This window comes from Streptomyces sp. NPDC033845 (assembly GCF_055576225.1).
In genome coordinates this window covers 40,674-54,796 of record NZ_JBVIRI010000006.1, presented here as the reverse complement: position 1 = coordinate 54,796, position 14,123 = coordinate 40,674, and the positions used below count along the sequence as shown (strand labels likewise).

The window sequence follows — 14,123 nt, the reverse complement described above, 5'->3', positions numbered from 1 at the left end:
CGTGGGTACAAACCGGTGCCATGCGTGTCTGCTCCATCCTCGTGGACAACACGGAACAATCCGCGGCCGGTATCCTGACTCCCGGATCCCCGCGTGCCGCCCGCCTTCCCGACAGACCTCGTCAGTGGCGTGTGGATGGCAGCACACTCCCCGGTCACAGTGGCGGGACCGTGCCGGTTTCTCACCGGCTTCCCTGCACCGCGGACCTTGTGCCACGAACATATAGTTGGACGTCCTAGTAAGTCCAGGGCCTCCGGCCACGTGCCTGCCTCGGGACATGCCGCGCGTCCGCCCTCGCGCCATGCCGCGCCTACCCTCAAGGGATGCGCATCGTCTCGCTGCTCCCGGCGGCCACGGACCTCGTGGCGGACCTCGGACTCGCCCGTGACCTGGTCGGACGCACCCACGAATGCGACTGGCCACCCGCCGAGGTCGCCTCCGTCCCCGTCATCACCCGCGCCGGGTTCGACCCGGACGAACTCAGCAGCCGGGAGATCTCCGAGGCGGTCGGCGGGGCCGCCCACTCCGGGTCCTCCCTCTACACCCTGGACACGGAGGCCCTCGCCGCGCTCGCGCCGGACGTGCTGCTCACCCAGGACCTGTGCGAGGTCTGCGCGGTGTCCTACCGGGCCGTCTCCCGGGCCGTGCGGGTCATGGACACCGGACCCCGGGTGCTGAGCCTGGAACCGAAGACCCTGGACGACGTACTGGACTGCCTGGTCACCGTGGGGGACCTGCTCGGGGTGCGGGAGCGGGCCGAGCGGCGGCGCACCGAACTGCGGGGGCGGCTGGACGAGGTCCGCCGGCTCACCGCCGGCCGGGACCGGCCGCGGGTGGTCGCCGTGGAATGGCTGGACCCGCTGTGGCCGGCCGGCCACTGGGTCCCGGAGCAGATCGCCGCCGCGGGCGGCGAGGCCCTCCTGGCCGCGCCCGGCGAACACACCAGGCCCATGACCTGGGATGCGGTGCGGGCCGCACGCCCGGACGTGGTCCTCGTCCTGCCGTGCGGCTTCCCGCCCGGGCGGACCCTGTCGGAGATCGGGCTCCTGACCGGGCTGCCGGGCTGGGCGGAGCTGCCCGCCGTACGGGCCGGGGAGGTGTGGGTCCTGGACGGTCCCGCGTACTTCAACCGGCCGGGCCCGCGCGTGGTCCGCGGCGCCGAGGTCCTCGCCCACGTCCTGCACGGCGTACGGGCCGGGGACCCGGTGACCGGGGCGGAGGCGCGGCGACTGGGCCGGGTCTGAGTCCTCGTCAGACCCGGTCGGGGGCCACGGGGTAGGGGATGAAGGTGCTGCTGTTCTCGTCGACGGCCAGGGTCCGGCCGAGTGGCGGGACGGCGCGCTGGGGGCAGTCGAGGCGTTCGCAGAGCCGGCAGCCCATGCCGATGGGGGTGGCCGCCGCCGTGTTGTCCAGGTCGAGGCCGTCGGAGTAGACCAGCCGGGAGGCGTGCCGGATCTCGCAGCCGAGGCCGATGGCGAAGGTCTTGCCGGGCTCGCCCCAGCCGCCCCGGTGCCGGGTCACGGCCCGGGCCGTCCACAGGTACCGCTGGCCGTCGGGCATGGCGGCGACCTGGACGTGGATGCGCCCGGGGGCGGCGAAGGCCTCGTAGACGTTCCACAGCGGGCAGGTGCCGCCAGCCCGGGAGAAGTGGAATCCGGTGGCCGACTGCCGTTTGGACATGTTCCCGGCCCGGTCGACCCGCACGAAGGAGAAGGGGACCCCGCGCAGCCTGGGGCGTTGCAGGGTGCTGAGCCGGTGGCAGACCGTCTCGTAGCCGAGCCCGAAGTGGTCGGTGAGCCGCTCGATGTCGTACCGGAACTCCTCGGCGGCCCGGTGGAAGGCCTGGTACGGCAGGATCAGGGCGGCGGCGAAGTAGTTCGCGATGCCGATCCGGGCCAGCCCGTGGGCCGGGGAGCCGGGCGGGAAGTCCTCTGCGGCCAGCCGGTCCAGCTCGGCTCCGTGTTCCAGGAGGGCGAGCTGGGTGGCCATCCGGAAGGCCTGCTGGCCGGGGCGGAGCCGGCCGGACAGGTGCAGGACGCGGGCCTCCGCGTCGTAGTGGTGGAGGCGGTCGGAGCCGGATCCGAGACGGATCCCGTGGTGGCCGGTAAGCCGGTCCGACAGCACCCGGAGCACCTCTCCGGGGCGGAGGCCGATCTCGCGGGCCAGGTTCTCGGCGGCGAGGTCGGTGTCGTGGAGGTAGTTCCGGCGGCGGTAGAAGAACTCCCGGATCTCCTCGTGCGGTGAGCGCGGTGCGCGCGGTGTGCCCGGGGTTCCGTTCCGTCCGTCCCCGTCCGCGCCTTCGGCCAGCCGCTCCGCGAGGAGCTGGCTCCGGCGGCCCAGGTCCAGCAGCACGGAGGCCACGGCCGGCATCCGGGTGGCCAGTTCGGCGAGGTCGGAGGGGGAGACCCGGGCTTCGGCGACCTCACCGGCCAGGGCCTCGCGGAGGTCGGCGACCAGGCGGCTGGTGTCGCGTTCGGAGAAGAACCCGGGGTCGACGCCGAAGGCCTCGGTGAGCCTCAGGAGCACCGGCACGGTGAGCGGGCGGGAGTCGTGCTCCATCTGGTTGAGGTAGCTGGGTGAGATGCCCAGCAGCCGGGCCAGGTCCGCCTGGCTCATCCGGCGCTCCTCGCGGAGCCTGCGCAGCCGCGCCCCCGCGTACGTCTTGCCCACCCCTGCGCTCCTTCGGCTCGTCCGGTGCCAGATTACGCGCGAATCGCTCGTCGGTGGCCTTCGCAACCTTGGCAATTCCGGTGCGGAAGATTCGCAGAACTTGGCAGATGTACCTCATTGATGGCACTCCGTGCCGCTGCCAGAGTCTGTGGTGCGGCCCGCCGGACCAGCATTGCTCAGCTCCACTCCACCTGGACCGGCGGCCGCGATCCCCCTATTGACGGCACACAGTGCCAGCACCTCGTCTCCTGCGACGGGCGTTGGCAGAAGCGGCGACTCACGGATGGAGACGGTGAAGGTGACGGAGACGGAGACGGTCATGGCGGACAGGAACACGACGGCGGCGGCCGAGCAGCTGGCGCGGCGGTGGGCCGCGGACCCGCGCTGGGCGGGCATCGAGCGGACCTACTCCGCCGAGGACGTCGTCCGGCTGTCGGGCAGCGTCCGCGAGGAGCACACCCTGGCCCGGCGCGGCGCCGAGCGGCTGTGGCGGCAGCTGCACGAACTCGACTACGTCCACGCACTGGGCGCCCTGACCGGCGGCCAGGCCGTCCAGCAGGTCCGGGCCGGCCTCCAGGCGATCTACCTGTCCGGCTGGCAGGTCGCCGCCGACGCCAACCAGGCCGGCCACACCTACCCCGACCAGAGCCTGTACCCCGTCAACTCGGTCCCCCAGGTGGTCCGCCGGATCAACAACGCGCTGCTGCGCGCCGACCAGATCGCCACCGCCGAGGGCGGCACGGACACCACGGACTGGCTGGCCCCGATCGTCGCCGACGCCGAGGCCGGCTTCGGCGGCCCCCTCAACGCCTTCGAACTGACCAAGGCGATGATCGCGGCGGGCGCTGCCGGGATCCACTACGAGGACCAGCTCGCCTCCGAGAAGAAGTGCGGCCACCTCGGCGGCAAGGTCCTCGTCCCGACCTCCCAGCACATCCGCACCCTGAACGCGGCCCGGCTGGCCGCCGACATCGCCGACACCCCCACCCTGGTCATCGCCCGCACCGACGCCCTCGCCGCCAACCTGCTGACCAGCGACGTCGACGAGCGCGACGCCGAGTTCTGCACCGGAGAGCGCACCGCCGAGGGCTTCTACCGCGTGCGGAACGGCATGGCCCCCGTCATCGCCCGCGGCCTGGCCTACGCCCCGTACGCCGACCTGATCTGGGTGGAGACCGGGACCCCCGACCTCGCCCAGGCCCGGGAGTTCGCCGAGGCGATCCACGCCCGGTACCCGGACCGGATGCTGGCCTACAACTGCTCCCCCTCCTTCAACTGGAAGGCGGCCCTGGACGACGACCAGATCGCCAAGTTCCAGAAGGAGCTGGGCGCGATGGGCTACAAGTTCCAGTTCATCACCCTCGCCGGATTCCACTCCCTCAACCACGGCATGTTCGACCTGGCCCGGGGCTACGCCGAACACGGCATGACCGCCTATGTCGAGCTCCAGGAGCGCGAGTTCGCCGCCCAGGCCCAGGGCTTCACCGCGGTCAGGCACCAGCGCGAGGTCGGCACCGGCTACTTCGACCTCGTCTCCACCGCCGTCAACCCCGCCTCCTCCACCACCGCGCTCACCGGCTCCACCGAGGAGGAACAGTTCCACTAGGAACGTCCCGCTTTCGCCCGCTCCCCCGTTTCCCCCGCCATCCCCCTTCCCAGGCGCCCGGGGACCACCGTCCCGGGCGCCGGCCTGCCCACGCCGAGGAGCAGAACCGCATGTCATCCACGTCCCTGACCACCGGTGTCCGAGTCCTCGGCGCACCGGCCGAACGCCAGGACGAGATCCTCACCCCGGAGGCCCTCGGCTTCATCGCCCGGCTGGACGCCGCGTTCGCGGATCGCCGGCTGGAGCTCCTCAGGGAGCGCCACCGCCGGACCGGGCGTATCGCCTCGGGCACACCCCTGGACTTCCCCCTGGCCACTTCCGCGGTCCGCGCCGACCCCGGCTGGCGGATCGCACCGCCCGCGCCCGGGCTCCTCGACCGCCGTGTGGAGATCACCGGACCGCCCGACCGCCGGATGGCCGTCCACGCCCTCAACTCCGGCGCCCAGGTGTGGATGGCCGACTTCGAGGACGCCACCTCCCCCACCTGGAACAACGTCATCGGCGGCCAGCTGACCCTGCTCGACGCCATCGAGCGGCGCATCGACTTCACCAGCCCGGAGGGCAAGGAGTACCGCCTGCGCCCCGCCACGGACCTCGCCACCATCATGGTCCGGCCGCGCGGCTGGCACCTCCTCGAAGAGCACCTGGAGGTCGACGGCCGGCCCGTCCCGGCCTCCCTCGTCGACTTCGGGCTGTACTTCTTCCACTGCGCCCGACGGCAGATCGACGCCGGGCACGGCCCGTACTTCTACCTCCCCAAGCTGGAGAACCGCTACGAGGCCCGCCTCTGGAACGACGTGTTCCTCCTCGCCCAGGAACTCCTGGGCATCCCCCGGGGCACGGTCCGGGCCACCGTCCTCATCGAGACGATCACCGCCGCGTTCGAGATGGAGGAGATCCTCCACGAACTGCGCGAACACAGCGCCGGGTTGAACGCCGGCCGCTGGGACTACCTCTTCAGCCTGATCAAGACCTTCGGCCACCGCACCGACTTCCAGCTCCCGGACCGGGCCGCCGTCACCATGACCGCCCCGTTCATGCGGGCGTACACCGAGCTGCTCGTCCGCACCTGCCACCGGCGCGGCGCCCACGCCATCGGCGGGATGGCCGCCCATGTCCCGAGCCGGGACCCGGAGGCGAACACCGCCGCCCTCGCGAAGGTCCGGCTCGACAAGGAACGGGACGCCGAGGACGGCTTCGACGGCTCCTGGGTCGCCCACCCGGGCCTCGTCCCCGTATGCCGCGAGGTCTTCGACGGGGTGCTGGGCGAGCGGCCCAACCAGCTGGAGCGCACCCGGGAGGACGTCGAGGTCACGGCCGCGGACCTGCTGTCCGTACGCCGAATCGCCGCGCCCCCCACCCAGGAGGGCATCCGTTCGAACATCGCCGTGGCCCTGCGCTACTTCGACGCCTGGCTGCGCGGCAGCGGCGCCGTGGCCCTGTACGGCCTGATGGAGGACGCCGCCACCGCGGAGATCGCCCGCGTCCAGGTCTGGCAGTGGCTGCGCCACGACCGGGTGGACCGGAGCACGGCCATCGACCTCCTCGACGCCGAATGCGCCGCCCTGGCGGCGGAGGATCCGGAGGCCCTGGTCCTGGAGGCCCGGGAGCTGTTCGTGGACACGGCCCTGTCCGTCCGGCTCCCCTCCTTCTTCACGACGGAGGCCTACTCCCGTCATCTCGTCTCCCGTCATCCCGTCTCCCGTCATCCCGTCTCCCGTCATCCCGTCCGCCGCACCGACGGGCCGGTGACCGCGTGAACGCCCCCTCGCACCCGACGGCTCCTGCCCTCCGGCGGGTGGGGATCGTCGGCGGCGGACAGATGGGTGCCGGCATCGCCGAGGTCTGCGCCCGCGCCGGACTCGACACCGTCGTCGCCGAAACCTCCACCGCCGCCGCCCGCGCGGCCCGCGAACGGGTGGCCGTCTCCCTGGAACGCGCCGTCCAGCGCGGCAAGCTCGACCGGCTCAGCGCCGAGGACGTCCTGGCGCGGCTCGTGTTCACCGGTGATCTCGACGAGCTCGCCGACCGGCAGCTCGTCATCGAGGCGGTGACCGAGCACCCCGACACCAAGACCGGGATCTTCGCCGCCCTCGACAAGATCGTGAAGGATCCGGAGGCGGTGCTGGCCACCAACACCTCGGCGATCCCCGTGATGCGGCTCGGCATGGCCACCCGCCGCGCCGACCGGGTACTGGGCCTGCACTTCTTCAACCCCGTCCCCGTCCTGCCGCTCGTGGAGATCGTCACCTCCCTCCACACCTGCCCCACGGTCGCGGACACGGTGGAGACCTTCGTCCGCGACACCCTCGGAAAGACCCCGATCCGCTCCCAGGACCGGGCCGGCTTCGTCGTCAACGCCCTCCTCATCCCCTACCTCCTCTCGGCGATCCGTATGGCCGAGTCCGGTTTCGCGAGCAGCACCGACATCGACACCGGCATGGTGCTGGGCTGCGCCCACCCCATGGGCCCGCTCGAACTCGCCGACCTCATCGGCCTGGACACCGTCGCCGCCATCGCGGAATCCCTCTACTCCGAGTTCCGGGAACCCCTCTACGCCCCGCCCCCACTGCTGTCGCGGATGGTGCAGGCGGGCCGGCTCGGCCGCAAGACCGGCCGCGGGTTCCACACCTACGCCCGGGCCTGACACCCCGGCGCGCACCGCCCGGGCTCTGAGGGTGCCCGGCGGCTGAGGGGCGCGGCGGGACGTGACGAGTGGTGTCGTCACGCCCCGCCGCGCCGGCGGTCAGCCGACAGCCGACAGGCAGGTGCACGGCGCCCTCACCGTCACCGTCCCTCGGGGCCGACTCCCGGGTGCCCCACGGTGCCGGGGTCCGTCAGGTCGTCCCAGGTCCAAGGGGACGCCCGACGGCCGTCGGGGTCACAGCCGTACGGGAGGAACCGGGCGGGGAGGGCGAGTCCCGCTTGCCATGCACGCTCGGCCAGTGCGTCGGCCTCGGCGTCGGCCCCCGCGTCGCGCAGGGCGCGGAGCAGGGCCCGTACGTCATCGGCGTCGTTGAGGTCGGCGTGCGCGGCGGGATGTCTGTCGAGGAGCGCCGTCAGGACTCCGTCGGCTCCGACGTCCGTCAGCCCCTGGACCAGTTGGGCGATATCGCCCGTATAGGTCAGGTCCGCGTGTGCTGTCGGGTCGAGTGCGAGCAGGTCGCGGACGGCGGTGCCCTCGTCGCCGACTGCCGCCCAGGCGCTGAGCGCCGTTCCTATGGCGCCGGTGTACTCCGGGTCCAGGTCGTGGGCGGGATACTGCTCCGTGAGTGCTGCGCGTACCAGTGCGGGATCATGTGCCCGCAGCGCCCGGAGTACCGCCGGGTCCAGGATCCAGAGTTCCTCCGTCAAGCGGGTGCGCAGTGCCGCCGCGTGGGATGTGGCCCCGAGCCAGTCGAGGCTGCCCAGGAGCGACAGGGCTCCCCAGACGGACGACGGGTCGAGGTCGGCATGGGCGACCGGGTCGCGTGCGAGTAGTCGCTCCACCAGCTCCTGAGCACCGATGTGCTTCAGGGACCTGAGCAGTGGTGCCACGTCTCGGGGACGGTTCAGGTTGACATGTCCGACCGGGTCGCGGGCCAGCAGTACCTCGGTCTCGATCGGGCGCACTACATCGAGCAGGTGGAGCATCTCCGCCACCTCGGCGCCGGCCGTGATGTCCGTCCGGCGGGCGGGGTCGCAGTGCCGGAGGAGATCCTCTGCCGCTTCGGCCGCCACCTCGGGGCCGGCCGTGACGATCTCCCGCAGCATTTCTGCCGTTTCCCAGGGGTCGTCGCGATGCAGATGGAGGACCGGTCGCCTGGCCAGGTAGGCGGCGCGGGCCGAATCCGCCTGTGCCTGGTTGAAGACGCGGAGCAGGCCTGCCAGCCCTGTCCAGCCCGCCGGGGGGCCGAGTTCCATGCGCTCGACGGCTCCCCGGTCCAGCAGTTCGAAGAAGAGTGTCCGGGCCCCCGCGTCCCACAGCATGGACATGACAGGGTACATGATGACGGGGCTGCGGCAGAGGTCCTCCAGGTGTTCCAGGACTCCGCGCTCCCGCAGTTGGGACTCCGTGCGTCGCACCAGCGGGCCGGGGCCGGCCCCGGTTCCGCCTTCCGTTCCGCCTTCCGTTCCGCCTTCCGTTCCCTCCTCGGTTCCGGACTCGGCGTCCGCCTCTGCCGCTGCCACCTCCTTCAGCAGGTCGAGGGGGGCGAACGACTCCCGGACCGGGCAGTGGGCGGCCGCCCAGCCGATCACCGATCCCAGGGGGTCGAGCGGACCTCGGAGATGTGACACCAGGAGTGCGGGAGCCTTGTGGTCCCCGGCGAGAACGCTGCGGCGCCAGAGCAGGGCCGCGTGTCTGCGCAGGCCGCGTTCCCATGCGGCGCTGCCGAGCCGATTCAGGTCCCCGGGGTCGTCGGCGTGCTCCAGCAGGGCGTCCCAGAGGCCGGGGTGCGGCGGTCGGTCCGCCCGCAGTTCGCGGGCCTGCTGGTCCAGATAGTCGGCGGGCTCGTAGAGCGCGGGTGCTCCGGAGTACGGTCGCAGCGCGGTGAGCGCCGTCAGAGTGCGGGCGTCGGTGGGCGTGCCGTCCTCTCGTCGGCCCTCGCCGAGCGCGGCGAGGTCACGAGCCGCCCAGTCAGGGGATCCGCTGCGCTGCCGGGGGCTCAGGGCTCCGTCCGCGACACGGGCGAGGAACGCGGCGGACATCGGGGCGTGGTGGCCGAGGCGCCTGGCGTCGAGCGCCGCGCTGATCAGTGCGTGCTCCGGTGCGGTGAAGAAGGTGTCCGGTCCTGACTGGAAGGCGTCGAGGAGTTGGGGCCCGCCGGTGAGCTGCTGGACGACGCGACCGTCGGTGTGGCCCGCTTCCAGGGCGTGGCCCAGCCGGTCGTCGCCCGCCGCACGTTCCAGCGCCGTCCAAGCCCTCATGTCCGCTTCGTCGAGACACGGGGGCACGGTGATGCGCACGGTCAGTGCCGCATGGGTCAGCAGGTCCCGCGCCTGGAGGTGGGCTGAGCGGTCGGGGCCCGTGAGTTCTGTCCAGTACGGTCGCGTCCACAGGGTCGCCACGGCCACCAGGGGCCGCTCGTCCCGTGCCAGGCGCCGGTGCAGTGCCTCGGCCGCGGCCTCCCCGTCGGCGCCGTGCAGGAAGCGCTGCGCCTCGTTCAGCCACAGCACCGCTCCGTCCGGGATTCCGCTTCCGCGCAGCAGGGCGAGGAGGTCGGATGCCGTGGCCGGAGTGAGGAGCGGCCGGTCCGGGGCCAGGTCGTGGAGCGCTTCGTACAGCGCGCGGGTCTTGCCGGTCGCCGATTCTCCCGTCAGGACGAGGAGGCGGGGCGTGCCGCCGCGAAGGGCGGATTCGAGCGCCGTACGCAGGCGGGTGTCGTGGGCGCGGCGGAGGTAGGGGGTGGGTGGGGCGTCGGCCGCGTCCTCCGGCCGCGCGCCGGGAAGCGGAGCGCTGTGGACCTCAAGGGCCCTGGCCGTGTACGTGGAGACCGGCCGGCCGGTGGGCGGATCGGTGCCGCTGGCTTCCTCCTGGAGGAGGCTGCGCAGGACGGTGTAGGAGGAGTGGTCCCGGGAGCGGGGCTGGACGACGCTGAAGTGGTCTCCGGGCAGCACTCCGCTGCGGGGGAAGGCCCCCTGGGCGGAGGCTCGTGGTACGACGGCGTCGCTCTCGGCCGCGTAGACGGAGAACGGGATGGGGCAGGTGCGTTCGCCGACCGCTGTGGCGCCGACGATGTCGCGCAGTACGGCGGCGTGCGTGTCGCGGACGTCTTCGTCGAGGGTGCGCAGCTGCCGCTCCTGCGGGTTGCCGCCGAGGAGCTGTCTGCGTGCTGCCCGGGCGATGTCGGAGCCGGCGTTCGGGCAGGCGAGGAGGACGACCCGGCGGACCCGGGCCAGTTCCTGGCCGCGTCCCTCGGCGAGCATCCGTACCAGCCATCGTTGGATGACCAGGCCGCCCATGCTGTGTCCGACGAGTACCAGGGGCCGCGTCGGCGGCTCGGTTTCGAGCAGGGTCTTGAGGTGGTCGGCGACGGTGTTCAGGGACGGGAGGCTCCTGTCGGGGCGCAGTCGGCGGAAGCCCGTGGCGTACTGGACGGTCCGGGTATCGACGAATTCCAGGTCCGTGTCCTGGGCGATGAGGGCGCGGAAGCGGTCCCACACCTTGGGTCCGGACGCGAAGCCGTGGACGAAGACGACGCCCAGCCGGTCTTCCCCGCCCATGTGCCCCCTTCCCGGTGCTGCCCCGCCCCCTCGGCACGGGGAGGTTTCCTACCCAGCGGGCCGTGGACCACACGCCTCCTGCCGAACTCCTCCGCCGGGGCCTGCCCACCCTCCGGCAGGGCACCATCAGCCCTCGCTCTCCGAGTTCCCCTGAATCAGGAAGACCTCGTCGGCGTAGCACCAGGCCCAGGGCTGTTCGGCGGCGGCGGCGATCGGGTGTCCGGTTTCGGAGGCGTGCCGGTAGGCGTGGGTGCCCGGGGAGCTGTCGCAGCAGCCGTTGTGCCCGCACAGCAGGCAGACGCGCAGGTGGATCCAGTCCTCACGGCCCGCCGCCAGACACTCGGCGCAGCCGGTCACGGGCAGTGGTGCCGGGGGCGGTCCCCCGCCGTCCAGGTGCCCGCACGGCCGGGGCCGGGCCCGTCCGCCGTCGGGAGCCGGCTGCCAGCCGGCGGCGGGTACCAGAACCGAGCCCGTCCGGTGGTCCGTGCCCTGCCTCGCGCTCTCGGATCCGCTGGACCCGCTGGACCCGCCACGGCCCCTGGTGACGGCCGGCTGCCGGATGTCCGTGCCGTCGTTCTCCGCTCGCCCCGCCATGGCTCGCCTCGTCTCGTCCCGTCCCGTCTCGGCCATCCCCTTCATGCTTCGCGGCCCGGGCACGGAACGGATGCACGGCCGACGATCCAGTGGTGGTCCACGGCAGTGTCGGGCCGTCCGGGCGGTGGAAAACGGTTGGCGCGGGCCGGGTCGGGGCGGGACATTGGGCGGATGGCACAGTCGAGCGGTCGCACCGTCAGCATCCATCTCACCCATGGTGACAGCTACTTCGGGGTGTTCGGTCCGTACGAGATGGCCGAGGGCTGGTGGTGGTCCACCGGTCCCCTCGTGGAGCGGGTGTCCGCAGAGCTCGGCGTACCCGTGATGGTGCTGCGGCTCGTGTACGCGCCGAACGACGGCAGCAGCGGACACGGCGGGCACGTGGTCTACCACCTGGAAGCGCTGGAGCGGCCGGTCGGGACGGCCTCCCGGCCCATGGGGCGCGGGGTCGCCGCGATGCTCGGGCCGGCCGGACTCAGGGCGGACTGGGCCACCCCGGCCGGGCTGCGGGAAGCACTCGACTGGGCGCGGGCGGTGCTGGACCGGGCGGGCCGTCCGAGCACCGGCCGGCCCGAGCAGGTCCGGTCCTGGAACCTGTCCGGACTGTTCCGCTTCCGGACCGCTGACGGCGGTCACGCCTGGCTGAAGGTCGCCAACCCGGCGTTCAACGCCTCCGAGGGCCGGGTGATCTCCCTGCTCGGCTCCGTCGACCCCACCCTGGTGCCGACCGTCCTGGACTCGGACGCGGGGCGTGGCCGGCTGCTGATCGACCACCTGCCCGGGGAGGACCTCTGGACGCCGTCCGCCGAGCAGGTCGTCGCCGTGGTGCCGCGTCTGGTCGCGGCCCAGGCCGCCCTGGCCGCCGACGGTCGGGCGGCGGCGGCCGGGCTGCGCGACCGTACCCCGGCCGCCCTGGTCGCGCAGGTGAACGCACTGCTCGACCGGCTCCCGGCGGCATCCGGAGCCGTATCCGGAGCCGTATCCGGACCGGTATCCGGAGCCGCAGGCGCGGGCGTGGGCGCAGTCGGAGCGGCGGCCGACGGTTCGAGCGGGCCGCCCGAGGACCGGCTGACGTGCGAGGAGCTGGCGTCCGCACGGGCCCTCGCCGCACGGCTGCCCGCACTGATCGAGGAGCTGGCCGCCTGCGGGCTGCCGCACACCCTCGTCCACGGCGACTTCCACTCCGGAAACTGGCGGTCCGACTCCGATGCCACCCGGGCCGCGGTCGTGGACTACGCGGACGCCGCGTACGGCCACCCCGCCCTGGACGGGCTGCGCCCGCGCCAGTTCGTCGAGGAGGAGCGGTGGACACAGATCGCCTCGGTGTGGGCGCGGGCCTGGCGGGAGCAGGTGCCCGGTTCGGATCCCGAGCGCGCCCTGGAGCTCGTCGAGCCGCTGTTCCATCTCGCCTACGCGGTGCGGTACCAGGAGTTCCTGGACCACATCGAGACCAGCGAGCGCCCGTACCACGAGACGGATCCGGTGACCGAGCTCCGCCGGGCCCTCGCCTGGACGGGGTAGCGGCGGTCGAGGCGGCATCGTTCAGCGGTCAGCGCCCGCCCCCCGACCGTGGCGGAACCCGCTGCCCCAGGCGGGGTTGATCCGGTCCAGCAGCCGGGCCCGCCCGGAGACGAGGTTGGCGGCGGGCCCTCGTGACAGCCGGTCAGATCGGGCGGGACGACCACGGGGCTCCGGGGGTGTCAGGCGAGGTCGAGGAGTTGTTCGTGGAAGCCGCCGAAGCCGCCTCGGGGGTCGATGAGGTGGATCTCCAGGATCCAGTGGCAGCGGTGACCGGTGCGGTCGGTGCGGCGGAGGGGGTGGGTGTTGTCGGGGGTGATGTAGGACTCGGCGCGGGCGCCGTCGATCAGTTCGTGGGGGAACTCCCCCACCAGGTGCCCGGCGTGCCAGCCGCCCAGGGTCCAGCCCCGGTCGGCGGCCAGGCGTTCGACCTCCGCGTACAGGCGGCGGCCGGTGATGTCCGGACCGGCGTGGAAGGCCTTCCGGCCGGCGGTGAAGAGGGTGGAGAGGTCTTCGCGGAGCCGGTGTTTGGCGGGGTCGTCGCCGAAGACGAAGGTGCGTCCGAAGTCCGCCTCGTACTCCTCGAAGATGGGGCCGAAGTCGGCGAAGGCGACGTCGTCCTCGCCGATGATCCGGTCCGGCGGGTTCTCCTTGTACGGGAAGAGGGTGTGCGGGCCGGATCGGAGGTTCGGATCGCGGGTCAGGGGGTGGCGCGGAGGAGGACCAGGGAGCCTTCGTAGGCCGGCTGGGTGCGCAGGTGGCCGAAGCGTTCGTCCCAGGCTCCGGAGGCCAGGTCGCGGCGGAGGTTCTCGTCGAAGCGGGTCCGGACGCCGTCGTCGATGAAGCTCCAGGCCGGGCTGGCCTGGCGGACCCCGGGGTCCAGGAGGAGTTCGGGGCAGCCGTAGTAGGCCTCGTTGAAGCCGTCCGTGCAGTCCAGCGGTACGGGGACGGCCCGTACGGTGGTCCTGCCGCCGAGGGCCGCGGTGAGTTCGGCGATGGGCGGATAGCCGCGGGCCTCGGCCTCCAGGACCTCGGGGGCGTAGGCGTGGAGCCAGAAGTCGCGGACGGTCCGTGGATCGCAGGTCAGGACGACCACGGGGCCGGAGGTCACCCGCCGGACCTCGCGCAGTGCGGCCGCCACGTCGACCTCGCTCCAGCGGAGGACGCTGAACAGGGTCATGGCCGCCTCGAACTCCCCGTCGGTGTAGGGGAGTTCCTCGGAGAGGGGTGCGACCGTGCCGGCCGGGCCGGCGGGGCGCCGGGGCTGGGCCGGGGCCGACGGGTCCGGCAGCGCCCGGGGCGCGTTCCCGTAGGGCCCGCCGCCCGCGTTCAGCACCTTTCGGGCGCCGCCCAGGGCTTCCGCGACGAACCGGGCGATACGGAAGTCGGGTCCGCGACGGGCAGCGCGGCCGGGCCCGGCGGCCGACGGGGCCTCGGCCGGGCCGTCGGCGTGGGCGGCAGCGACGTGGGTGACTGCGGTCATGTCCTTGACCTCGCCTCGTGAGCAGGAACAGGAGTAACTCCCCCGGCG

9 protein-coding genes, 1 pseudogene and 1 riboswitch are annotated in these 14,123 nt (G+C 72.9%); of the genes and pseudogenes, 5 read left to right on the top strand and 5 right to left on the bottom strand.

The features are described from left to right. Positions 1-47: 47 nt before the first annotated feature. A riboswitch (cobalamin riboswitch) is annotated at positions 48-218 on the bottom strand. 105 nt (positions 219-323) lie between these two features. After that, the gene (locus tag ACZ50K_RS14975; protein WP_468902562.1) at positions 324-1,244 is read left to right on the top strand and encodes an ABC transporter substrate-binding protein; all 921 of its coding nucleotides are present in this window, start codon (positions 324-326) and stop codon (positions 1,242-1,244) included. A 7-nt stretch (positions 1,245-1,251) separates the two neighbouring features. Here ACZ50K_RS14975 and ACZ50K_RS14970 read toward each other — a convergent pair whose 3' ends face one another. After that, entirely contained in the window at positions 1,252-2,670 is a 1,419-nt protein-coding gene (locus ACZ50K_RS14970) for a short-chain fatty acyl-CoA regulator family protein (RefSeq protein WP_468902559.1), read from the bottom strand. Positions 2,671-2,989: 319 nt separating this feature from the next. On the opposite strand from ACZ50K_RS14970, the gene aceA reads away from it, so the two are divergent. From aceA to ACZ50K_RS14955, 3 genes are all read left to right on the top strand, one after another. Beyond that, positions 2,990-4,276: an isocitrate lyase gene (aceA, locus tag ACZ50K_RS14965; protein ID WP_468902557.1), complete on the top strand. Its 1,287-nt coding sequence runs from the start codon at positions 2,990-2,992 to the stop codon at positions 4,274-4,276. Positions 4,277-4,386: 110 nt separating this feature from the next. After that, entirely contained in the window at positions 4,387-6,036 is a 1,650-nt protein-coding gene (aceB, locus tag ACZ50K_RS14960; RefSeq protein ID WP_468902555.1) for a malate synthase A, read from the top strand. Next, positions 6,033-6,923 carry a 3-hydroxybutyryl-CoA dehydrogenase gene (locus ACZ50K_RS14955; RefSeq protein ID WP_468902553.1) on the top strand — a complete coding sequence of 297 codons (891 nt, stop codon included), beginning with the start codon at positions 6,033-6,035 and terminating at the stop codon, positions 6,921-6,923. Before aceB ends, ACZ50K_RS14955 begins: the two co-directional genes overlap by 4 nt. A gap of 140 nt (positions 6,924-7,063) precedes the next feature. Here ACZ50K_RS14955 and ACZ50K_RS14950 read toward each other — a convergent pair whose 3' ends face one another. Both ACZ50K_RS14950 and ACZ50K_RS14945 read right to left on the bottom strand, forming a co-directional pair. After that, complete coding sequence (locus ACZ50K_RS14950) at positions 7,064-10,480, bottom strand: alpha/beta fold hydrolase (protein ID WP_468902550.1); 3,417 nt, start codon at positions 10,478-10,480, stop codon at positions 7,064-7,066. Between the two features lie 126 nt (positions 10,481-10,606). Further along, positions 10,607-11,110 (bottom strand): UBP-type zinc finger domain-containing protein, encoded by a 504-nt coding sequence (locus ACZ50K_RS14945; protein WP_468902547.1) that lies wholly within the window; start codon positions 11,108-11,110, stop codon positions 10,607-10,609. A 135-nt stretch (positions 11,111-11,245) separates the two neighbouring features. Between ACZ50K_RS14945 and ACZ50K_RS14940 the strand changes: the two genes are divergently transcribed. Beyond that, entirely contained in the window at positions 11,246-12,595 is a 1,350-nt protein-coding gene (locus ACZ50K_RS14940) for a phosphotransferase (RefSeq protein WP_468902544.1), read from the top strand. Positions 12,596-12,774: 179 nt separating this feature from the next. Here the strand turns inward: ACZ50K_RS14940 and ACZ50K_RS14935 are convergent. After that, positions 12,775-13,278 (bottom strand): annotated as a pseudogene (locus ACZ50K_RS14935) (M24 family metallopeptidase); the annotation flags it as partial. A gap of 14 nt (positions 13,279-13,292) precedes the next feature. After that, entirely contained in the window at positions 13,293-14,075 is a 783-nt protein-coding gene (locus ACZ50K_RS14930) for an SAM-dependent methyltransferase (protein WP_468902541.1), read from the bottom strand. Positions 14,076-14,123: the final 48 nt, after the last annotated feature.